The 21,641-nt window shown below is 67.6% G+C and carries 15 protein-coding genes and 1 riboswitch; of the genes, 6 read left to right on the top strand and 9 right to left on the bottom strand.

The window, feature by feature from the left end; all coding sequences use genetic code 11:
• Positions 1 to 412 precede the first annotated feature (412 nt).
• The 4 genes from LC407_RS09770 to LC407_RS09785 form a co-directional block, all read right to left on the bottom strand.
• On the bottom strand, positions 413 to 2,386 hold the full coding sequence (locus tag LC407_RS09770; protein ID WP_223482748.1) for an AsmA family protein: 1,974 nt from the start codon (positions 2,384 to 2,386) through the stop codon (positions 413 to 415).
• Positions 2,387 to 2,499: 113 nt separating this feature from the next.
• Positions 2,500 to 3,138: a hemolysin III family protein gene (locus LC407_RS09775; protein ID WP_025877819.1), complete on the bottom strand. Its 639-nt coding sequence runs from the start codon at positions 3,136 to 3,138 to the stop codon at positions 2,500 to 2,502.
• 96 nt (positions 3,139 to 3,234) lie between these two features.
• Positions 3,235 to 4,839, bottom strand: a complete 1,605-nt coding sequence (locus tag LC407_RS09780; RefSeq protein ID WP_025877820.1) for a peptide chain release factor 3 — start codon at positions 4,837 to 4,839, stop codon at positions 3,235 to 3,237.
• Positions 4,840 to 4,913: 74 nt separating this feature from the next.
• Entirely contained in the window at positions 4,914 to 5,798 is an 885-nt protein-coding gene (locus LC407_RS09785) for a M23 family metallopeptidase (RefSeq protein WP_223482749.1), read from the bottom strand.
• Between the two features lie 137 nt (positions 5,799 to 5,935).
• Positions 5,936 to 6,054, top strand: a riboswitch (SAM riboswitch).
• A 76-nt stretch (positions 6,055 to 6,130) separates the two neighbouring features.
• On the opposite strand from LC407_RS09785, the gene LC407_RS09790 reads away from it, so the two are divergent.
• Genes LC407_RS09790 through LC407_RS09800 form a run of 3 tightly spaced genes read left to right on the top strand, consistent with a single transcriptional unit; the run spans position 6,131 to position 9,458 of the window.
• Positions 6,131 to 7,162, top strand: coding sequence for a homoserine O-succinyltransferase (locus LC407_RS09790; RefSeq protein WP_025877822.1), 1,032 nt, complete (start codon positions 6,131 to 6,133; stop codon positions 7,160 to 7,162).
• Positions 7,159 to 8,394, top strand: a complete 1,236-nt coding sequence (locus LC407_RS09795; RefSeq protein ID WP_025877824.1) for an O-succinylhomoserine (thiol)-lyase — start codon at positions 7,159 to 7,161, stop codon at positions 8,392 to 8,394. Before LC407_RS09790 ends, LC407_RS09795 begins: the two co-directional genes overlap by 4 nt.
• A complete protein-coding gene (locus LC407_RS09800) occupies positions 8,391 to 9,458 on the top strand; it encodes a homoserine dehydrogenase (protein WP_032976589.1) in 1,068 nt (355 codons plus the stop codon). The genes LC407_RS09795 and LC407_RS09800 overlap by 4 nt, the downstream gene beginning before the upstream one ends.
• Before the next feature lie 90 nt (positions 9,459 to 9,548).
• Here the strand turns inward: LC407_RS09800 and LC407_RS09805 are convergent, their stop codons facing one another.
• Both LC407_RS09805 and LC407_RS09810 read right to left on the bottom strand, forming a co-directional pair.
• Entirely contained in the window at positions 9,549 to 10,544 is a 996-nt protein-coding gene (locus LC407_RS09805; RefSeq protein WP_025877826.1) for an alpha/beta hydrolase, read from the bottom strand.
• A gap of 138 nt (positions 10,545 to 10,682) precedes the next feature.
• Positions 10,683 to 12,065 carry an L-serine ammonia-lyase gene (locus LC407_RS09810; protein ID WP_025877828.1) on the bottom strand — a complete coding sequence of 461 codons (1,383 nt, stop codon included), beginning with the start codon at positions 12,063 to 12,065 and terminating at the stop codon, positions 10,683 to 10,685.
• A 101-nt stretch (positions 12,066 to 12,166) separates the two neighbouring features.
• On the opposite strand from LC407_RS09810, the gene LC407_RS09815 reads away from it, so the two are divergent.
• The gene (locus LC407_RS09815) at positions 12,167 to 12,397 is read left to right on the top strand and encodes a glutaredoxin family protein (RefSeq protein WP_025877830.1); all 231 of its coding nucleotides are present in this window, start codon (positions 12,167 to 12,169) and stop codon (positions 12,395 to 12,397) included.
• Positions 12,398 to 12,482: 85 nt separating this feature from the next.
• Here LC407_RS09815 and LC407_RS09820 read toward each other — a convergent pair whose 3' ends face one another.
• The 3 genes from LC407_RS09820 to LC407_RS09830 are packed head-to-tail and all read right to left on the bottom strand — an operon-like array spanning position 12,483 to position 14,272.
• Positions 12,483 to 13,055, bottom strand: coding sequence for a YceI family protein (locus LC407_RS09820; RefSeq protein WP_223482750.1), 573 nt, complete (start codon positions 13,053 to 13,055; stop codon positions 12,483 to 12,485).
• Positions 13,056 to 13,058: 3 nt separating this feature from the next.
• Positions 13,059 to 13,631: a cytochrome b gene (locus LC407_RS09825; protein ID WP_025877835.1), complete on the bottom strand. Its 573-nt coding sequence runs from the start codon at positions 13,629 to 13,631 to the stop codon at positions 13,059 to 13,061.
• Positions 13,628 to 14,272 (bottom strand): YceI family protein, encoded by a 645-nt coding sequence (locus LC407_RS09830; protein ID WP_223482751.1) that lies wholly within the window; start codon positions 14,270 to 14,272, stop codon positions 13,628 to 13,630. Before LC407_RS09830 ends, LC407_RS09825 begins: the two co-directional genes overlap by 4 nt.
• Positions 14,273 to 14,437: 165 nt before the next feature.
• On the opposite strand from LC407_RS09830, the gene LC407_RS09835 reads away from it, so the two are divergent.
• Both LC407_RS09835 and LC407_RS09840 read left to right on the top strand, forming a co-directional pair.
• Positions 14,438 to 17,983: an ATP-binding protein gene (locus LC407_RS09835; RefSeq protein ID WP_134832954.1), complete on the top strand. Its 3,546-nt coding sequence runs from the start codon at positions 14,438 to 14,440 to the stop codon at positions 17,981 to 17,983.
• A gap of 96 nt (positions 17,984 to 18,079) precedes the next feature.
• Positions 18,080 to 21,610, top strand: coding sequence for a hybrid sensor histidine kinase/response regulator (locus tag LC407_RS09840; RefSeq protein ID WP_218787847.1), 3,531 nt, complete (start codon positions 18,080 to 18,082; stop codon positions 21,608 to 21,610).
• Positions 21,611 to 21,641 lie beyond the last annotated feature (31 nt).

Below are 21,641 nucleotides of genomic sequence, written 5' to 3' on the forward strand. Positions count from 1 at the left end.
GCCATCCATGGCGCCAACGGTCCTGCACGGCCATGCCCTCCGCCTCAGGACACGTTCCTGCGAGCGCGGCGGCCTTCACCCTGACTATCTGCCGTTGGTAGATGCCAACCTTGGTTGGCACTGCTTCTGATTCTGCTTTCTTCTTTTGATCTTGAATTCCTGCTCTCATTCCGCGCGCGCAGGAAACTGTCGGGAGGGTGATGGGGTGCCCAGGCAGGACCGTTGGCGCCATGGATGGCGCCATCGAGCCCCCATGGGTGAGGGCGCTTTGCTTGCGAAGCACTGCTTCGCAAGCGCCCGAACGCACAGCCGCCAGCGGCTGGGCCGGACCGCGGAGCGGGGTTCACGGCGTGTCCTGCCTGGGCCACCCGTCACCCTCGTCCCATTTGCAGTAGGGCGCCGAACGCCCGCTCTACTTCGCGTAGTGCCCACCGCAGTCGGCATCCTTGCCCGGCCCCAGTTCGATGGTGGCCAGCAGTGCCGCCGGCGGCGCGATGCTGCCCAGCGTCAACGCCACCGCACCCCGGATACCCAGCGCCTTGAAGTCCGGGCGGAACGACGGGTCCTTGAAGGTGCCGCCGATGCGCAGCGGCGAGCGCAGCACCAGGATGCTCCTGTCCTTCGGTCGTGGCTTCAGCAGCAGGTCCAGCGTTTCATCGCGCAGGCTGACATCGCCCTCGCCGAGGATGATCGTATCGGTGGTGTCCACTGCCATCGACCGGGTATGCATCAGGCCCTCGCGTACGCCGAAGTCGGCGAAGGCGCAGCGCAGCGGAATCTGTTTGTCGCCGGTGAACAGGAATTTCAACGACTCGGTGATGTCCAGTCCCGCCACTTCCATCAGCAGGTTGCCGACGTGGCCGCGGCCCATGCCCAGCGCCACGTTGCCGCTGCTGCTGCCGAGCATCGCGGCGATCGAGTTGCCGTTGCCGGTCAGGTCAATGGCGCCGCTGATACCCCCCTTGGCCTGTTCGGCCAGCTTGGCGTCGGGGAACAACTGGCCCAGCTGCACGCCGCGCACGCTGGCCTTCAACGAGGTTGCAATCTGCGGGCGACGTGCGTCCATGCGGATCGTGCTGCGGATGTCGCCGCCGGCAACGCCGAAGTTCAGCGGGTCCAGCCGCAGTACACCATCGTCCAGCAGCAGGTGTGCATCCATGTCGTCCAGCGGCAGCTTGGGTGCATTGATGCGCTGGGCCTTCCAGCGCACGTCGGCATCCATCGCGCGCAGCTTGCCCAGGTTGTACGGCGTGGCCGGCAGCACTTTGGCGCTGGCGGCCACGCGCGCAGCCTCGGCCCGCTGTTCTGCATTGGCGGTCTCGCCGCCACCGGTCTTCGGGGGGGCACCGACGAAGCCGGCGAGGTCGTCGAAATCGAGGCGGCGCGACACCAGGTTCGCGGTCATCCGTGGGCGTTCCCTGGAGACATCGAACTGCACATCGCCGCCCAGGTCACTGTCGCCGACTTTGCCGGTGAAGCGCTCGTAGCGCCACACCTGGTGATCGCGCTTCAGGCGGCCATCCAGTGCGTAGGGCGGGGAAGGCGGAATGGCGATGCCCAGCAATGGATACAGGTCGGCCAGGTCTTGACCGCTCAGCGCGAACTGCAGGTCGAATACCTGCAGCTGGAACGGGTTGGTCAAGGTGCCGCTGGCAACGGCATGGGTGGCCCCGGCGCGGCCATCCAGATGGATGCGGAAGGGGTGTGCGCTGTCGGTCAGTTCCAGCGGCGATTCGGTGCCGCCGCTCAGGGTAAAGGGATTGCCCTGCCAGCGGCCCTTGCCGGCCACCAGCAACGGTGGTGCGGCGTCGGCCTGTTTCGGTTGCCCGCTGCGAACGTTCACCAGGATGTCGGTGCGGCCGAGTGCGTCGAGGAACTGCAGGCGACCGTCGTCGATGAGCAGGCGCTTGAGCTGCGGCGTGGTGCCGCCCTTGCTGTCGCCGAGAAAGTCCCAGTTGCCGGGGTCACCTTTGCGTGGAGCCGTCTCCAACAGCACGTCCGGGCGGGTCAGGCGCACTTCGGGCAATTGCACGCTGCCACGCAGCAGCGGCCACACCCGTACGTCGATCTCGACCCGGTCCGCGCTGACCATGGTGGGCTGCTTCGCCCATGGCGCATTTGCAAAGGTGAGGGTATCGGCGCGCACGGTGCTGGTGCGGCCGAGTTCGACATCCAGGTTGCCGATGTGCAGGGCGCGGCCGGTGCGCGCCTGTACCGCACGTTCGACCGGGCCCTTGAACCAGTTCCAATCCCAAAGGGCGATGAGGACCAGGATCGCCGCGAGCAGGAACACCAGCACGGCCAGCCAGCGCTGCCCGCGTGGGCCGGGGCGACGCAGACGCCAGCGCGACGCCTTGGAATCAGCAGGAGCAGAGGCAGCATTCACACCGCCATGGTTGCCCCGTCGGGGTGGACGGGGCGCGAAGCGATCATGTGCATCGTGTGCAGAGCCGGTGCCTGCTCGCCGGCCAGGGGCTTGGCGTTACCCTCAATACGGGGTCACAGCACCTGTCGAGTAACGGCGACGAAGTGGCAGACGCTGCCACCGATCACGAACAGATGCCAGATCGCATGCGAATAGGGGATGGATTCGCGGTGGTAGAAGTACGTGCCCAGCGTATAGGACAGGCCACCGCCGAACAGCCAAGCCAGGGTGCCACCATCGATCGAGGCCCACATCGGCTTGATCGCCACCACCACCAGCCAGCCCATGGCGATGTAGATCACCGTGGACAGCAGCTTGAAGCGGCCGGTGTAGAACAGCTTGAACACCACGCCGCCGAGCGCCAGCGCCCAGATCGCGGTGAACATGCCCCAGCCCCAGGGGCCGCGCAGGCCGATCAGGGTGAACGGGGTATAGGTACCGGCGATCAGTACATAGATCGCGCAATGGTCGAACACCTTCAGGCGGCCCTTGGCCTGCGGGTGCTGGATGGCGTGGTACAGCGTGGAGGCGGTGTACAGCAGCAGCAGGGCGATGCCGAACACGATCGCACTGGCCAGCTGCCAGCCATCGCCGTAGATCGCGGCCAGGGTGATCAACACCGCGCTGGCGGCCAGGGCAAGCACCGCACCCAGCCCGTGGGTCAGGGCGCTGGCAATTTCTTCGCGGATCGAATCAACGGAAGTCGTGGACATGGCATGGGCATCGTCTGCAGGGAGGGGGACCTGCACCCCCCTATCATCGCCGCGATGGCGGGCGCGTGCACCCCCGCCACCGTATGGTCGCTGGAATCAGTTGCCGGTGACCGTATGCGCGGCTTCACGGGTTGCCGAGAAACGCACGTCCGGCGCACGTTCCTGCGCCAGCTGCAGGTTGACCCGGGTCGGCGCCAGGTAGACCAGGTGGCCGGCGGCGTCGAGGGCCAGGTTCAGCGCGTTCTTCTCGCGGAACTCCTCCAGCTTCTTCTCGTTGCTGCAGTGGACCCAGCGCGCCGTGGTCACGCTGACCTGCTCGAAGGTGGCTTCCACGCCGTATTCGTCCTTCAGCCGGTAGGCGGCCACATCGAACTGCAGCACACCCACCGCGCCTAGGATCAGGTCATTGCTGGTCAGCGGACGGAAGAACTGGGTCGCGCCTTCCTCGGACAGCTGTGCCAGGCCCTTCTGCAGCTGCTTGAGCTTGAGCGGATCGCGCAGGCGGGCGCGACGGAACAGTTCCGGGGCGAAGTTGGGGATGCCGGTGAAGGTGATCGCCTCGCCTTCGGTGAAGGTGTCGCCGATGGAAATCGTGCCGTGGTTGTGGATGCCGATGACATCGCCCGGCCACGCCTCGGCGGCGATTTCACGGTCGCTGGCCATGAAGGTCAGCGCATTGGCCAGCTTCATGTCCTTGCCGGTGCGCACGTGCAGGGTCTTCATGCCGGCAGTGAACCGGCCCGAGCAGACGCGCATGAACGCCACGCGGTCACGGTGCTGCGGATCCATGTTGGCCTGGATCTTGAACACGAAGCCGGTCAGCTTCGGCTCCTGCGGGGCGACGTCGCGACCGGTGGTGGAGCGCGCCTGCGGCGACGGTGCGTGTTCGACGAAGAAGTCCAGCAGCGGCTGCACGCCGAAGTTGTTCACGCCCGAACCGAAGAACACCGGGGTCTGCTTGCCGGCCCGGTAGGCCTGCAGGTCGAACGGGTGGCTGGCACCCTGCACCAGTTCCAGTTCGTCGCGCAGGTCGGCCAGCATCCGCTCGCCGATCTTCTCGGCCAGCCCGGGCGAATCGATCGAGGGGAAGATGGTCGAATCCTGACGGGTGAAGTTGCGGCCCTGCTCGTACAGATGCACTTCGCCGGTGATCAGGTGGACCACGCCCTTCAGGCGCTGGCCCATGCCGATCGGCCAGGTGACCGGTGCGCACTGGATGCCGAGCACGCTTTCAACCTCGTCCAGCAGGTCGATCGGCTCCTTGCCCTCGCGATCGAGCTTGTTGATGAAGGTCATGATCGGGGTGTCGCGCAGGCGGCACACTTCCATCAGCTTGATGGTGCGCTCTTCCACGCCCTTGGCCACGTCGATCACCATCAGCGCCGAGTCCACCGCGGTCAGCACGCGGTAGGTGTCCTCGCCGAAGTCGGCGTGGCCCGGGGTGTCGAGCAGGTTGATGATCTTGCCTTCGTACGGGAACTGCATCACCGAGGAGGTGACGGAGATGCCGCGCTCCTTTTCCAGCGCCATCCAGTCCGAGGTGGCGTGGCGGGCAGCCTTGCGGCCCTTCACCGAGCCGGCCATCTGGATCGCGCCTCCGAACAGCAGCAGCTTTTCGGTCAGCGTGGTCTTGCCGGCGTCAGGGTGGGAAATGATGGCGAACGTGCGGCGACGCGACGCTTCGGTGGCGACTTCGGACATGGCAGTGGCGCCCGCACGGGGCGCTTTTCAAAGAGATAAGCGCCCGATTATACCGGCCTGCCGGCGTCGGCGGGTCAGCGCCCGGCGCTGGCGTCCCCGCTGCCCTCACGGGCGAAGTGCAATTCGCCCTGCGGGGCGAGGATGCGCACCGGCACCGAACGCAGCCCCATGCCCCGGTTGAGCTGCACCACGAAGTGCAGGTGCGGTGCGGTGCTGTAGCCACTGTTGCCTGACAGGCCGATCGGCTGCCCGGCCTGCACGGCCTGGCCGGGACGCACGCGCATGCCGCCGGCCTGCAGGTGGGCGTACATCGCCATGCTGCCGTCGCTGTGAAGGATACGAACGAAGTTGGCGCGTCCGGCATCGCGTTCACGGTCCAGGCCATTGCCGCGGAAACCGTCCTGTACCTGCATCACCGTACCCTCGCGGGCGGCCAGGACCTGCGTTGCTTCGGGCAGGGCAAAGTCGATGGCGTCGCGGTTCTCCTCGTCATCGTGGCTGAACCGGCCCTGCGGCGCCTGGTCCACGCGCAGCTGGGCAGCCTGGAACGGCAGGCGATAGGCGACGTCTTCGGCGCGCGCGGCCGGATTGCCCGGCACCGACTGCAGACGAAGATCCAGTGCCTTGCCGTTGGCAGGAGAGGGAAGATGGCCCACCACCAGGCTGCCGGTGGCCTGCACCAGTGACTGCAGCGGCAGGCCCTCCACCTGTGTGCCGGGGGCGGCGCGCAGCTCGATCTGCACCGGGCCGGACAGTGGGTTGTCGATCCGCGCCTGCCACTGGTCGCCCAGCGACTGCAGGCGCAGGCGGGCCATCGGCGCCGCGTGCGGCGTGGCGCCGGCCGTGCGCGCGGCCGGCGTCTGTGGCACCAGTCCCCAGCCCTGGCGCCAGTCGGCAGCGTTCGCGGGGGCGCTCGCCAACAGGGGCAGCAGGAGGCAGGACAGGGGCAGGCGGCGCATCGAAGGCTCCAGCGACATGGACCGCCGGGACTCTACGCAAGCTGTCGGGACGGGGGAAGGGTGGGGGCTTCGCATTCATCCATCTCTTTATCCGCATGAAGGGATTGACATGCCCGGAAAGGACTGGCATCGTGGCTCCACCATCGAGACCGGCAGAGGGACAGGCCCTTTGAAGCCGGGGCAGCCCGCAGACGCGAAAGCGCCTGCGTAGGTGCCAAATCCTGCGGGGACCGTGGCGTCCACCGAAAGATGGTTCGAACCTGCACCCAACGTGCACTTCGAACGCGAGCCCCGCGAAGGCTCGATGGCCGATTTCCCTACCGGAACCCGCCATGAGCTTCGCCACCAGCACCGTGCTTCGCCCCGAACCCTTTGTCCCCGTCAGCGTGCCGGTCGATGACCGCGTGCACGCCGAGCGCGGCGAGTTCGCCGCCGTGCTGTCGATGCGTCATGCCGGCCCCTGCCCGGTGCGCCTGCGCTATGAGTGGGTCGGTCCGGTCAACGCACCGGTGGTGGTGCTGGCCGGCGGCATTTCCGCGCACCGCCATGTAGCCTCCAATGCGCAGTTCAGCGAGAAGGGCTGGGCCGAAGGCCTGGTCGGCAGTGGCCGCGCACTGGATCCGCAGCAGCTGCGTGTGCTCGCGTTCGATTTCATCGGCGCCGACGGTGCGTTGGATGTGCCGATCGATACCGCCGACCAGGCCGATGCGTTGGCGCTGCTGCTGGATCACCTCGGCATCCGCGCATTGAAGGCATTCGTCGGCTATTCCTACGGCGCGCTGGTCGGCCAGCAGTTCGCGATCCGCCACCGTGCCCGGGTACGCCAGCTGGTGCTGGCCAGCGGTGCGCACCGCCCGCACCCGTATGCCGCCGCGTGGCGTGCGCTGCAGCGCCGTGCCGTGGCGCTGGGCCAGCTGCAGTGTGGCGAAGACCACGGCCTGGCGCTGGCCCGCCAGTTCGCCATGCTCAGCTACCGCACACCGGAAGAATTCGGCGAACGCTTCGACGCAGCACCGGAGGTGGTCAATGGCCGCGTCCGTGTCGCGGCCGAAGATTATCTCGACGCGGCTGGTGCGCAGTACGTCGCGCGCACGCCGGTCAATGCCTACCTGCGCCTGTCCGAGTCGATCGACCTGCACCGCGTGGACCCGAGCGCGATCCTGCCGCCGACCGTGGTGGTTGCCGTTGAAGGCGACCGCCTGGTTCCGCTTGCCGACCTGGTCGGCCTGGTCGAGGGACTGGGCCCACGCGGCAGCCTGCGCGTGCTGCGCTCGCCCTACGGTCACGACGCCTTCCTGAAAGAAACCGATCGCATCGACGCGATCCTCGCCACCGCCTTCCGCACTTCTGGAGAGTCCGCATGAGCCTGCACGCCGCTGAACCGTCCTGTTGTCGCACCACCGCCGCCGTCCGCGCCGGCATCGATCGCGACACCGCCCATGGCGCGGTCACGCCGCCGATCGTGCTGTCGTCGAACTTCAGCTTTGAAGGCTTCGGCAACAAGCGCCAGTACGACTACACCCGCAGTGGCAATCCCACGCGCGACCTGCTGGGTGAGGCGCTGGCCGAACTGGAAGGCGGCGCCGGCGGCGTGGTGACCGCCACCGGCATGGGCGCGATCAACCTGGTGCTGAACGCACTGCTGCAGCCCGGCGACACCCTGGTGGTGCCACACGATGCGTACGGCGGCAGCTGGCGCCTGTTCAACGCGCTGGCGAAGAAAGGCCATTTCGAACTGGTCACTGCTGACCTGACCGACCCGCGCGCGCTGGCCCAGGCCCTGGCCACGCAGCCGAAGCTGGTGCTGGTGGAAACCCCGTCCAACCCGCTGCTGCGCATCACCGACCTGCGCTTCGTGATCGACGCGGCGCACAAAGCCGGTGCGCTGGTGGTGGTCGACAACACGTTCCTGTCGCCGGCATTGCAGCAACCGCTGTCGTTCGGCGCGGACCTGGTGCTGCACTCCACCACCAAGTACATCAACGGTCACAGCGACGTGGTCGGTGGTGCGGTGATTGCCCGCGATCCCGCCGTGCATGAACAGCTGGTGTGGTGGGGCAATGCCCTGGGCCTTACCGGCTCGCCGTTCGATGCGTTCCTGACCCTGCGCGGCCTGCGTACGCTGGATGCACGCCTGCGCGCGCACCAGGAAAACACCGCCGCGATCGTGGCGCTGCTTGATGCGCATCCTGCGGTGGCCAAGGTCTACTACCCGGGCCTGGCCGATCATCCGGGCCACGCCGTTGCCGCGCGTCAGCAGAGTGGTTTCGGCGCGATGCTGTCCTTCGAACTGGCCAGCTGTGCCGGCGATGATCCGCATGCTGCTGTACGTGCGTTTGTCGATGGCCTGCGTTACTTCACGCTGGCCGAGTCGCTGGGAGGCGTGGAAAGCCTGATCGCACACCCGGCGACCATGACCCACGCCGCAATGACTGCCGAAGCACGCGCGGCTGCGGGCATCAGTGAAGGTCTGCTGCGTCTGTCGGTCGGTATCGAGGGCGAGCGCGACCTGCTGGCCGATCTGGGCAGCGCTCTGGCGCGCGCCGAGGCGGTGATCGATGCGGTGGCGCGCGGCAAACAGGTGGCAGACGCATGAGCGCTTTGCCTGTCGAGATTCCGCTGCTGGGGACCGGCCGCTTGGCGCTGCTCGGAACCGGCACCGTCGGTTCGGCCTTCGTGCAGCGCTACCAGGCGTTGCAGGCGCGTGGGCTGGAACTGCCCAGCGTGCAGTGGCTGGCCAATTCACGCACCGCGCTGGCGATCGACCGCGATCTGGCGTTGCCGCTGGAACTGGCACGGCGTGCGCCGCGTGATGGGCAGAGTTCGCCGCCGTGGGCCAGCGCTGAAGGGCTGGAGCGTGGCGACGTGGTGGTCGATGCCACCGCCAGCGAAGATGTAGCGGCGCGCCACGTTCAGTGGTTGGCGCGCGGTGTGCACGTGGTGACCGCCAACAAGCTTGGCCGCGGTGCGCAGCTGTCGCGCGCGCAGGCCATCGCCGATCGTTGCGCCGACAGTGGTGCGCGTTACGGCGACAGCGCCACCGTCGGCGCCGGCCTGCCGTTGCTCAGCAGCCTGCGCGCGCTGGTTGCCGGTGGCGACCACATCCATGCCATCGAGGGCGTGCTTTCCGGTTCGCTGGCGTGGCTGTTCAATCGTTATGACGGCCAGTCGCCGTTCTCGGCGGCGGTGCGTGAAGCGCTGGCGGCCGGCTACACCGAGCCGGACCCGCGGCTGGATCTTTCCGGCGAGGATGTGCGCCGCAAGCTGTTGATCCTGGCCCGCAGCAGCGGATTGGCGCTGGACGCGTCGCAGGTGCAGGTCGACTCACTGGTGCCGGATGCGCTGGCTGCGCTGCCGCTGGAAGATGCAGTGAATGCGCTGGAGCAGCTGGATGCACCGCTGCAGGCACGTTGGCAGCGGGCGCGTGACAACGGCCGGGTGCTGCGTTTTGTCGGGCGCGTCGATGGCGAGGGTGCGCAGGTGGGCCTGCGTGAGCTGGCTGCCGACCATCCGCTGGCGCAGGGCGCGGGCACCGACAACCGCGTGGCCATCCACAGCGACCGCTACCGCGCGCAGCCGCTGTTGATCCAGGGGCCGGGCGCGGGTGCGGAAGTGACCGCAGCGGCGCTGCTGGATGACGTGCTGCGGATCGTGGGGTGAGCCCAGCCGCTGCTGCGCTCGCCGGGCGTGGCCCGGCGCTACCCACGCCGATCCTCGTAGCGCCGGGCCATGCCCGGCGGTTATGGAACTTCAACGCGCTTTGAGTGCCTTCAACAATGCGGCATTGAACTGCTTCGGGTCCTGCACCTGCGGCGAATGGCCCAGTGCCGCGAACTCGACCAGGGTCGAGCCGGGTATCGCCGCCGCTGCCGCTTTGCCCAGTGCCGGGTAGTTGCCCAGCGTCGCCTTCAGTTCGGGCGATGCTTGGTCACGGCCGATCGCCGTGCGGTCCTTCTGGCCGATGAACAAGGTGGTCGGCACCTGCAGGTTCTTCAGTTCGTAGACGACGGGTTGGTTGAACACCATGTCCGAGGTCAGTGCCTGGCTCCAGGCCACCTGCTGCTTGCCCGCGCCTTCGTACATGCCCGACTGCATGCGCGCCCACGGTTCATACGCCGGCTTCCACTTGCCGTCGTAGTACACATCCAGCTGGTAGCGGCGGATGCTGTCATAGCTGATGTTCATTTCGCCGGCATACCACGCGTCCACGCTGCGCCAGGGCACGCCCAGCGCCTTCCAGTCTTCCAGCCCGATCGGATTGACCAGCGAAAGACTGCGCATGTCCTGCGGATACATGAGCGCATAACGGATGGCCAGCATGCCGCCCATCGAATGGCCGACCACATGCACCGGCACATCACCCAGCTGCAGCTGCTGCAGCAGCGCATGGGTATTGTCGGCCAGCTGCCCGAACGAATACTGGTAGCGCTCGGGCTTGCTGGATTTGCAGAAACCCACCTGGTCCGGTGCGATCACCCGGTAGCCTGCCGCCACCAGCGGCTTGATCGTCTCCTTCCAGGTTGCCGCGCAGAAGTTCTTGCCATGCAGCAGCACCACCACGCCGATCGGCTTCTTCTTCGGCGCAACATCCAGATAGGCCATCTCCAAGGCCTGGCGCTGCGATTCCAGTGCAAAGGTCTTCACTGGATAGCCGTAGTCGAAGCCCTCCAGCCGCGGCCCGTAGGTTGGCGCAGCGAGAGCGGACAGCGGAAGGCAGGCAAGCAGGGCGGTGGCGATCACGCGCATGGGACATTCCGGGGCAGGGGGATGCCCGAGCCTAACCGGAAAACGGTGACGGTGTTGTCCGGTCGAGAACGGCACTGCAGAGCCGGGTCGATGCCCGGCCCTGCAGTAGAGCCAGGCCATGCCCGGCCCTGCAGATCATCAGCACTCGATGACGTTCACCGCCAGCCCGCCGCGGCTGGTTTCCTTGTACTTGTCCTGCATGTCGCGGCCGGTATCGCGCATGGTCTTGATGACCTTGTCCAGCGACACCTTGTGCTTGCCGTCGCCGCGCATGGCCATGCGCGAGGCGTTGATCGCCTTCACCGCACCCATCGCGTTGCGCTCGATGCACGGGATCTGCACCAGGCCACCGATCGGATCGCAGGTCAGGCCCAGGTTGTGCTCCATGCCGATTTCCGCCGCGTTCTCGATCTGGCTAGGGTTGCCGCCCAGCGCCGCGACCAGGCCACCGGCGGCCATCGAACAGGCCACGCCGACCTCGCCCTGGCAGCCCACTTCGGCGCCGGAGATCGAGGCGTTTTCCTTGTACAGGATGCCGATCGCCGCCGAGGTCAGCAGGAAGTCGAACACCCGCTGTTCGTTCGCGCCCGGGCAGAAGCGGTCGAAGTAGTGCAGCACCGCCGGCAGTACGCCCGCCGCGCCGTTGGTGGGTGCGGTGACCACGCGGCCACCGGCAGCGTTCTCTTCGTTCACGGCCAGTGCGTACAGGTTGACCCAGTCCAGCGTGGTCAACGGGTCGCGCATCGCCGCTTCCGGCTTCGACGACAGCTCGCGGTACAGCGCCGGCGCGCGGCGGCCCACTTTCAGGCCACCCGGCAGCACGCCTTCCTCGCGGATGCCGCGCGCCACGCAGGCCTGCATTGCGCTCCAGATCTCGCGCAGGTTGTCGCGGATCTCGTCCTCGCTGCGCCAGCATTTCTCGTTCTCGAACATCAACTGGGCGATGCTCAGGCCACTGCGCGCGGTCTGCGCCAGCAGCTCGTCGCCGCTCTTGAACGGGTAGGGCAACGGCGTTTCATCAGGCACGATACGGTCATCGGCCGCGTCGTCCTGGTTGACCACGAAGCCACCGCCGACCGAATAGTAGTCGCGGGTGGCCAGCACTTCGTCATCGGCGTTGTAGGCGGTGAAGCGCATGCCGTTGGTGTGGTAGGGCAGCTTCTGCCGCTTGTTCAGGCCGAGGTCGCGCTTTTCGTCGAAGGCGATCTCGTGCTGGCCCATCAGCATGATCCGCTTGCTGCTGCGGATGCGTTCCAGCGTGGACGGGATGATGTCCGGGTCGATCAGGTTCGGGCGCTGCCCTTCCAGTCCAAGCAGGATCGCCTTGTCGGTGCCGTGGCCGCGACCGGTCAGCGCCAGCGAGCCGTACACATCGGCACGGATGCGCGCGACCTGCGCAAGCTTGCCCGGGTCGAGCAGCCAGCGATGGATGAAGCGCTCGGCGGCCCTCATCGGCCCGACGGTGTGCGAGGAGCTCGGGCCAATGCCGATCTTGAAAACGTCGAACGTGCTGACAGCCATGGTTGCCGTACTGCGGGTACCGGGAGAGACCGCTATTCTAGCGGTTCACGCCGCACTTCCATGACTGCGGCGCAGCATTTCCGCCAAGGGAGCAAACCCCGGTGTTGACCTTGTTCCAGCGTGACGACTGCCATCTGTGTGACATGGCCCTGGCCGAACTGGCCAGGGCGCGGGCGCCCGAGTTCGAATCGGTGTTCCTCGATGACCAGCCGGCGCTGGAGGCGCGCTATGGGGCGCGGGTGCCGGTGCTGCGCGACGAGCGCGGTGGGCGGGAGCTGGACTGGCCGTTCGATGCGGCCACGGTGCAGGCCTGGCTGTTGGCAGGCAGGTAACGCCGGGCCATGCCTGGCGAGCGCGAAGCGCGGCCAGCGGTGGAAGTCGCCGGGCATGGCCCGGCGCTACCAGGACGAAGGCGTCTTATTTCGCGTCGAACTTCACGATCGTGCTGATCGCGGTTTCGTCCGGGATGGTCTTGGTATCCGCCCAGTCACCGCCACCGACACCGAAGTCCAGGCGCTTGACCGTGGCCTTGCCGGTCAGCACCGGCTGCGCGCCGGGCTTCCAGGTGAAAGTGAAGGTGACCGGCTTGCTCACGCCGCGCAGTTCCAGCGTGCCGTCGGCGGCGAACTGGTCGTTGCCGAGCGCGCGGAAGCCCTTGGCGGTGTAGCGTGCGGTAGCGAACTTGCCGACGTTGAAGAAATCCGCGCCCTGCAGGGTGGAGTCGCGGTCGCTGTTGCCGCTCTTGGCGCCGGCCAGCGGAATCACCACGTCCAGCGAACCTGCGGACGGATTGGCCGGGTCGAAGCTGAGCTTGGTGGCAAAGCCCGGGAAGCTGCCGGTGAACACTTCACCGTCGTACTTGGTGGCAAAGGCCAGGAACGAACCGGCACCCGGCGCCTGGGCGTAATCGGCGGCGAGCGCCGGTGCGGTGGCCAGCATGCCGGCAAGCGCGGCGGCCACGGCGGTCGGAGTGGTCAGTTTAAGGTTCATCGGTCAGTCCTTCTGGGGAGAGGCGAGCCAGCCACGCGGCAACATCCGGGACAGGGTGGCATCGCGCTGGAACAGGTGGTGGTAGAAGGCGGCACCGGCATGGGCCAGCACCACCGCGATCAACAGCCAGAAGCCGTATTCGTGCAGGGCATGGGATACCGCCACGATCTGCGGATCCGGTCCGCTCAGCTTGGGCACATCGACCAGACCGAACCAGCGGAACGGACGCAGGCCGCTGGCCGAGTCGTACAGCCAGCCCGACAACGGGATGGCGAACATCAGCACATACAGCAGCACATGGGTGGCGCTGGCGATGCGCTCCTGCCAGCCCGGCACGCCGGGTACCGGCTTGGGGGCACCGGCATACAGGCGCCAGCCCAGGCGCAGCACCACCAGTGCCAGCACGGTGATGCCGATCGACTTGTGCGCGGTATAGACCCAGAAATACTTTGGCGTCTTCGGCAGCTCGCCCATGGTCAGGCCGACGATGCCCAAGGCGAGAATCAGCAGTGCGATCAGCCAGTGCAGGGTCTGGCTGACACTCCCCCAGGCAGCAGGGGTGTTCTTGGCGGTCATGAAGGGTCCTTGGTGGCCGTCTGGCTGTCGGAGTGGGGTTGGGGCGGGGGAGTTCCCGGAGAATCGCTGCGGTCGAGCGTGGCTTCAGCCTCGATACGCACCTGCACCGCATCACCGATCACGCCCGGCCATGCGGTGATGCCGAAGGCACGCCGGCTCAGCGTGGTGGTGGCGGAGAACCCTGCAGTACGCCGGAACGGCGGCAGCGGATAGCGTTTGACCTGGTTCAATGTCACCTCCAGCGCGACTTCCTGGCTGACCCCGCGCAGGGTCAGGGTGCCCAGTACGTGTGCATGGCGGGCATCGATCGGTTCGACATGGTGGGAGACGAAGCGGGCGGTGGGGAAGCGTTCGCCATCGAGCAGGCTGCGCGCCAGGGTTGCCTGGTTCCACTTGGCATCACCAAGGTCCAATCGCGACACCGGAATCTCGACGTCCAGTGTCGCATCGCGCCAGTTGTCGCTATCGAACTGCAACTGGCCCTGGCTTCCGGAGATCGTACCCAGCGCCTGCGAGTAGCCGGCATGGTCGATCGCAAACAGCACACGGGTGTGCACCGGATCGATGCGGTAGGCCTCGTTGCCTGCCCAGGCGGGGGCCACGGCAAGCAGCATCGGCAGCAGGGCCAGGCAGTGGCGCATCGGCGGGGGGCTCCGGGAAAAAGACCGTTCGATCATACCCATAGCCCCCGCGCAACGCTGTGTGCACGGCTGCAACAGTTCGTGGTGCCGATGTGGCCGGAAACAGGCTGTTGCAGCGATGGCTGCAGCCCTGTGTGACAATCGGCACAGGACAGGGGGTTCAGGATGAAGAGCGGCTGGCGCCGGTGGTGCCAAGGCATTGCAGGAGCAGGTCTGGTGCTGTTGGCGCTTTCGGCTGCAGCGGCGACCTTGGACATGGCCGGTGAAACACCGCGCCTGCGCCGTTTCGGCGCGGCCGAGGGATTGCCCTCGCGCATGGTGGTGGCGCTGGCCGAAGACCGACAGGGCCGCGTGTGGGCCGCCACCGACGGCGGCCTGGCCCGCTATGACGGCGGTGAGCTGCGGGTCTGGCAGCACGACCCGGCACAACCGGATTCGCTGCCCGGCAACGAGATCGAAACCCTGCTGGTCGACCCGCTCGACCGGGTATGGGTGGGCATCAACGGCAAGGGGCTGGCCCGGCTGGATGCCGACCGCGAACGTTTCAAGACCTTCGATTCCGTCACTGAAGGGTGCCAGGGACAGTTCTGGACCCTGGCCTACGCCGAGGATGCGCTATGGGTCGGCAGCAGCAGCCATGGGGTCTGCCGCGTCGGCGAAGATGGCTCGCTGCGCCATTTCCAGCATGATCGGGCGCAGCCCGGCGGTCTGCCGAGTGACACCGTCTTCAGCAGTCTGGTGGATGCGCAGGGACGGCTGTGGGTGGGCACCGAAGCCGGTGTGGCGCGCTGGAACGGCCACGCCTTCGAAGCCGTGGCGCCGCGCGAACTGGCGGCGGTGAGCGTGCTGCGGCTGAGCCGCGATGCCGATGGCGCGATCTGGGTCGGTACGCAGAACGACGGCCTGTATCGCATCGATGCGCAGGATCGGGTGACGCGACCGGCCTGGGCCGACAGTGCCCGCCTGCGCTCGGCACTGGTCCTGGCCGACAGCCACGGAGGCTACTGGGCGGGAACTTCCGATGGCCTGCTGCGTGGTGACGGCCAGGTGCTGCGCAGGCTGGAAGGCGACCGTGGCAGTGGTTTCCTGACCGGCCACAGTGGCGTGCTCGACCTGATGCAGGACCATGAGGGAGGGCTGTGGGTCGCACTGCTGACCCAGGGCCTGGCTTACCTGCCGCCCGACTGGCGACGCTTTTCAACCTGGTACCAGTTCGATGGCAAGCCGCTGGACAGCCAGTACCTGTTGAGTGCTGCCAGCGACGGCCGCAGCTACTACGTCGGCTCTGCGCATGGCGTCTACCAGATCGATGCACAGGGGACGTTGAGCCTGCTGGTCAGCGACCGCGAACTGGGCAGCGGCGCGGTGTGGTCGGTGCTGCCACGTCCCGACGGCAGGCTGTGGCTCGGCCGCGCGGGGCGCATCAGCGTCTACGACCCCGCCACCGGTGTGCTGCGCGACTGGCGCATTGGCGGTGGCGCCGACCTTCGGCAGCGGATCGATCTGATGCGGCAGGCCCCCGATGGCACGGTCTGGGTATCGGTGATGAACCTGGGCCTGCAACAGCGCAGTGCCGACGGCCGCCTGCTGCGCAGTTTCGACGGCGCTACGCTGCGAGGCAGCACCGACGCGCCGGTCGAGCAGATCCGCTTCGATGCTGGCGGGCACGCCTGGGTGGTCGGGGAAATGGGCATCTGGCGCGAGCAGGGAGACCGCTTCGAAGCGGTGCCCGGCGTTTCCAGGGGGCCCATCTACGATCTGGTATGGATCGATCCCCGGCAGTTGTGGATCGCACGCCAGGGCGCATTCGAGCGCTACCAGTGGGATGGCCTGAGCCTGCGCCTGATCCAGCGCGTCGATGCCAGTGCCGGCGTGCCGCCGGTCAGCATGGGTGGGCTGGCCCTGGCCCGGAACGGTCAGTTGTGGGCGACGACGCCCCGCGGCCTGCTGCGCTGGGATCCGAAACAGCGTCGCCTGCAGATCTTCAATGAGCGCGACGGCCTGCTTGATGCCGAGTTCACCGGACGCCCACCGGCAATCGATGCCGATGGCCGGGTGCTGGCCGTTACCCAGACCGGCATGGTGGGCTTCGATCCGAATGCTGCCGACGCCGAGCTGCCACCCTCGCAGCTGGTGATCGCGCAGGTTCGCGTCCGTCGCGATGATGCGCGCGGCTGGCAGCCCTTGCCGACCTCCGGCCTGCTGTTGCTGGGGCCCGACGACCGTGATCTGCAGATCGATGCACGCCTGCTGTCCTACGCCAACCCGCAGGGCAACCGCTACCGGTTCCGCGTGGAGGGATACGACCAGAACTGGGTGGAACAGGGTGGGGACGGCCAACGCACGTTGTCGCGGCTGCCGCCCGGCACCTACGCCATCGAGGTGCAGGCCGCGACGGCCAGTGGTCCGTGGACGCCCTCGCAGCAGTTGCACATCAAGGTACTGCCCCCCTGGTGGCGCAGCGGCATGGCGATTTTCGGCTATGCAATGCTGGGTTCGTTGTTGCTGTTGGCACTGCTGTGGTCGATCCGCAGGCGGCTGCGGCGACGCCAGCAGTGGCAGTTGACGGTGCACAAGCAACAGATCGCCGAGCAGGCATCGCAGGCCAAGAGCCGCTTCCTGGCGACACTGGGCCACGAAGTACGCACGCCGATGACCGGTGTACTGGGCATGAGCGAACTGCTGCTGTCCACCGAACTGGACCCGGTGCAGCGCAGCTATGCCGGTTCGATCCAGCAGGCCGGCAGCCATCTGCTGCGGCTGGTCAACGATGCGTTGGACCTGGCCCGGATCGAGGCCGGCCGGCTTGAACTGGACATCCGCCCGTTCGACCTGGGCGGACTGCTGGACCAGGTGCAGGCGTTGATGCAGCCCATGGCACAACAGCGCAGGCTGGCGTTCCAGCGCGGGGAGGCATTGCCAGGCCCGATCTGCGTCAGTGGCGATGAGATGCGCGTCCGCCAGATCCTGCTGAACCTGCTGGGCAACGCGATCAAGTTCACCGAGCGTGGCCATGTCGGCCTGGCGGCGCGCCTGGACGACGACGGCGGCGCGGTGACGTTCGAGGTCAGCGACAGCGGGCCGGGTATCAATGCCGAGCAGCAGCAGCGCCTGTTCCACCGCTTCGAACAGGCCGATGGCCCGCGTACCGCCTCGCGCTATGGTGGCAGCGGGCTGGGCCTGGCGATCTGCCAGGAGCTGGCGGTGGCGATGGGCGGCCGCATCGATGTCGACAGCCAGCCGGGGCGTGGCGCACGCTTCGCCGTGCGGCTGCCGCTGCCGTGGAGCCGGCAGCAGGCCTCCAGCCCTGGCGAGGCAGCGTCGCCGATGCTGCCTGCACTGCGCATCCTGCTGGTCGAGGACGATGCCACCGTTGCCGAGGTCATCGCCGGTCTGCTGCGCAGCCGTGGCCATGAGGTGGTGCACGTGCTGCATGGCCTGGGCGCACTGTCGGAAATATCCACCGAGGGGTTCGACGTCGGCCTGCTCGACCTCGACCTGCCGGCACTCGATGGCACCGCCATCGCCCGCCAACTGCGCGCGATGGGCTACGAGCTGCCGTTGGTGGCCGTTACCGCGCGCTCGGATGCCTATGCCGAGGCGCAGGTGCTTGCGGCCGGATTCGATGGTTTCCTGCGCAAGCCGGTGACCGGCGATCTGCTGGTGGCGGCCATTGCCCAGGCACGCAGCAAACGCCAGATCATCAGCTGAGTACGGCATCCTGCGGCGTGAATCGCGCAACTTTCGGTTTACCATGCCGACGCCCACGGCGTGGGCATCATCAACAGCAGCGTGAGGAGGCCATCGGTGGTGTATCTGCGGGCAGTGACGCTGCTGATGCTGCTGCTGTGCTGCCTGGTGCCCGCTGCCGCGCAGCCGGTGCCACCTTCGCCGCGCCAGGTCACCGTGTTCGATGGGCTGCCGTCCAACACCGTCAACCGCATGGCCGAGGACCGCTACGGCTACCTGTGGATTGCCACCAACGATGGCCTGGCCCGCTACGACGGGCGCAACTACCGCATCTGGCGTTCCGAAGACGGCCTGCGCGACAACCGCATCTGGAGCGTGCTGGTCGATGCCCGCAACGAGCTGTGGATCGGCACTGAAAATGCCGGCCTGGTGCGGATGTCGGCCGATCGCCGCCAGCTGCGCTTCTACGATCGCAGCAGCCAGCCGCTGATGGGCAGCAACACCGTCTGGAGCCTGGCTGCGACACCGGATGGCGCGATCTGGTTCGGCACCCACGAGGGCGGCCTGTACCGGCTGGACAGCAATGACCGTCTGCAGCGGTTCCTGCCCGAAGCGAACAACCCGCGCAGTCTGCCGGCCGCGTCGGTGCCCTACCTGGCCACGCTTGCCGACGGCAGCCTGTGGGTCGGCACCAAGCATGGCGTGGCGCGCTGGACCGGTACCGATTTCGAACGCATCGGCGGCGACCTGGTGCCCAGCCTGCTGATCAATGGACTGACCGCAGAACCCGACGGCAGCCTCTGGATCAGCACGCTGGCCGGGGCCACGGTGCGGCGCCCGGATGGCCGTTTCGAGTCCGTGCCCTGGACATTGCCGGCCGGCGACCAGGTGCTGGGCATGATGCTGCGCGACGAGCAGGGCGGGCACTGGCTGGACACGCGCAGCGGCCTGGGCCGGGGCATCGATGGCCGCTACCAGACCGTACCGCTGTACAGCGCCATCGCCCGTGGCCTGGTGCGGCCGAACTGGACCGGCGCCTATGAGGACCGCGAAGGCGGCATCTGGCTGGCCAGTACCAATGCCGGCCTGTGGCACCTGCTTCCGCGCTGGTGGCAGTTCTCGGTGTTTTCGCGGCTGGAGGATGATCCGTCCTCGCTGCGCAATTCCTATGTGCTCGGTACCAGCCCCTCCAGCAATGGCGGGGTGTGGACGGTCGGCAGCCATGGCGCGCTGGACCGCTTCAATCCGCGCACGGGCGTGATCGAGCAGCACCGCACCTTCGTCAACGGCATGCACTGGCTGACCTCGGTGCGCGAAGACCGGCAGGGCCAGGTGTGGGTGGGCTCGACCGACGCCCTGATGCGCTACGACCCGCGTCGTGGCGAGCTGCGGCGCTGGGGGCGGGACTCGGGCGCGGACGCGACCATGGAAGGCAACATCGAGGCGATGATGACCTGCGATGGCGACAGCCTGTGGTTGATGCTGTCATCGGGGCTGCAGCAGCGTGATCTGGACGGGCACGTGCGCCGGCGGCTGGAAAACGGCCAGGACGGTCTGCAGGCCGGTCAGCTCAATCTTGACGTGGAATGCGGCCCGCAGGACCGGATCTGGCTGGCCAGCAGCCGCGGCCTGCTGCAATGGCAACCGGATGCGCAGCGCTTCCAGCCGGTGCCCGGTGCGCCGGCCACTGCGGTGTACGCCCTGCACGTGGGCAAGGACGGCCAGGTCTGGTTGTCCGAGGATGGGCGCCTGTCGCGGTATCTCTGGAGCCAGGGCCGGCTGGAACGGCAGGCGGTAGTGGGCGCCGAGCAGGGCTATCCAGCGATTTCCGCTACCGGCCTGGTGGTCGACGCGCAGGGCGTGGCGTGGGCCACCAGCGCCCGCGGCCTGGTGCGGGTGAGTGCCGATGGCGAGAGCGTACGCCTGTACGGGGTGCACGATGGGCTGCCCAGCCAGGAGTTCCGCGAACACACCCTGATCGCCTCCTCGGCGGGGCGCATGGTGGCAGGTACCCCCGCCGGTGTGGTGGTGTTCGATCCCGAACAGGTTCGACCGTCCACCCGGCGTGCGCCGCTGGTGATCGAGCGGGTGGAGGTACGCCGCAACGAGCAGCTGCTGGACCTGACCCATGACACGCCGCTGCAGATCGCCGATGGTGACCGCGACCTGCGTATCGTCGCGCGCCTGTTGTCCTTCGCCGATTCGGCTTCCAACACCTACCGCTACCGGTTGGCCGGCTACGACCCGGATTGGGTCGAGGTGGGCCCGGCAGGCGAGCGCCTGTTCTCGCGCCTGCCACCCGGCGCCTACCGGCTGGAAGTGCAGGCGCGCTCGGCCGACCACGTGTGGTCGCGGGTGCAGACCCTGGAATTCCATGTGCAGCCGCCGTGGTGGCGCAGCTTGTCCGGCCTGCTGGTGCTGGCCTCGATCGGGTTGCTGCTGACCAGCTGGTTCGCCTGGCTGTACCGGCGCCGGCTGCAGCGCCAGCACGCCTACCAGCTCGCCCTGCACAAGCAGGATCTGGCCGAGCACGCATCGGCGGCCAAGACGCGCTTCCTTGCCAATCTCGGCCATGAAATCCGCACGCCGATGACCGGGGTGCTGGGCATGAGTGAACTGCTGCTGGCCTCGCCGCTGGATCCGCAGCAGCGCGGCTATACCCAGTCGATCCGGCATGCGGGCGAGCATCTGCTGCACCTGGTCAATGATGCGCTGGACTTGGCGCGGATCGAATCGGGGCGCCTGGAACTGCAGTCCAACGCGTTCGGTCTCAATCGCCTGCTGCAGGATCTGGCCGCGCTGATGGGGCCACTGGCTGCACAGAAGGGCCTGCGGTTCATCCTCGACAACCAGTTGCCGGCGGGGCTGCAGGCGACCGGCGATGCGATGCGGGTGCGGCAGATCCTGCTCAACCTGCTGTCCAACGCGGTCAAGTTCACCAGCCGCGGCAGCATCACGCTGCATGCGCGTTGCGAGGAAGGGCCGCGTGGGCTGTATTTCGAGGTTCGCGATACCGGTCCGGGCATCAGCCAGGAGCAGCAGCAACGGTTGTTCCGGCGCTTCGAGCAGGCCGACGGTGCGCGCACCGCAGCGCAGTACGGCGGCAGCGGCCTGGGCCTGGCGATCTGCCGCGAGCTGGCACTGGCCATGCAGGGCCGGATCCGGGTGGAAAGCCAGCTGGGCAGCGGTACCTGCTTCGGTGTCAGCCTGCCGTTGCCGCTGCAGCAGGGGGCGGCCAGCGACGGAGGTGCCGACAGTGACGCCGCCGCTGCTGCGGTCAACATGCCGCCGCTGCGGGTGTTGCTGGTGGAGGACGATGCGACCGTGGCCGATGTGATGTGTGGGCTGCTGACCACCCGTGGCCATGAGGTGGTCCACGCGGCCCACGCGCTGGCCGCGCTGCGTGAAATCAGCGCGGGGGATTTCGATGTCGGCCTGCTCGATCTGGATCTGCCGGGCCTGAGCGGTTTCGAACTGGCCCAGCATCTGCGCAACCAGGGTTACACGTTGCCGCTGCTGGCGGTGACCGCACGCACCGACCCGGACCTGCAGCAGCAGGTGGAAGCGGCCGGCATCGGTGGTTTCCTGCGCAAGCCGGTGACCGGTGAGCTGCTGGTGGAAGCGATCGCCCGCGTGCTGGGGCGGTAGGGGTTCGGCAGGGCTGCGCCCTGCACCCGCC

Source organism: Stenotrophomonas sp. OVS01A (assembly GCF_019969775.1).
GTDB lineage: Bacteria > Pseudomonadota > Gammaproteobacteria > Xanthomonadales > Xanthomonadaceae > Stenotrophomonas > Stenotrophomonas indicatrix.

What these genes read in the sequence shown, in the direction of transcription:
- LC407_RS09775 (WP_025877819.1), bottom strand. Translation starts at nt 3,138, where the DNA reads ATGTCCACGACTTCCGTTGATTCGATCCGCGAAGAAATTGCCAGCGCC.
- LC407_RS09780 (WP_025877820.1), bottom strand. Translation starts at nt 4,839, where the DNA reads ATGTCCGAAGTCGCCACCGAAGCGTCGCGTCGCCGCACGTTCGCCATC.
- LC407_RS09785 (WP_223482749.1), bottom strand. Translation starts at nt 5,798, where the DNA reads ATGCGCCGCCTGCCCCTGTCCTGCCTCCTGCTGCCCCTGTTGGCGAGC.
- LC407_RS09790 (WP_025877822.1), top strand. Translation starts at nt 6,131, where the DNA reads ATGAGCTTCGCCACCAGCACCGTGCTTCGCCCCGAACCCTTTGTCCCC.
- LC407_RS09795 (WP_025877824.1), top strand. Translation starts at nt 7,159, where the DNA reads ATGAGCCTGCACGCCGCTGAACCGTCCTGTTGTCGCACCACCGCCGCC.
- LC407_RS09800 (WP_032976589.1), top strand. Translation starts at nt 8,391, where the DNA reads ATGAGCGCTTTGCCTGTCGAGATTCCGCTGCTGGGGACCGGCCGCTTG.
- LC407_RS09805 (WP_025877826.1), bottom strand. Translation starts at nt 10,544, where the DNA reads ATGCGCGTGATCGCCACCGCCCTGCTTGCCTGCCTTCCGCTGTCCGCT.
- LC407_RS09810 (WP_025877828.1), bottom strand. Translation starts at nt 12,065, where the DNA reads ATGGCTGTCAGCACGTTCGACGTTTTCAAGATCGGCATTGGCCCGAGC.
- LC407_RS09820 (WP_223482750.1), bottom strand. Translation starts at nt 13,055, where the DNA reads ATGAACCTTAAACTGACCACTCCGACCGCCGTGGCCGCCGCGCTTGCC.
- LC407_RS09825 (WP_025877835.1), bottom strand. Translation starts at nt 13,631, where the DNA reads ATGACCGCCAAGAACACCCCTGCTGCCTGGGGGAGTGTCAGCCAGACC.
- LC407_RS09830 (WP_223482751.1), bottom strand. Translation starts at nt 14,272, where the DNA reads ATGCGCCACTGCCTGGCCCTGCTGCCGATGCTGCTTGCCGTGGCCCCC.
- LC407_RS09835 (WP_134832954.1), top strand. Translation starts at nt 14,438, where the DNA reads ATGAAGAGCGGCTGGCGCCGGTGGTGCCAAGGCATTGCAGGAGCAGGT.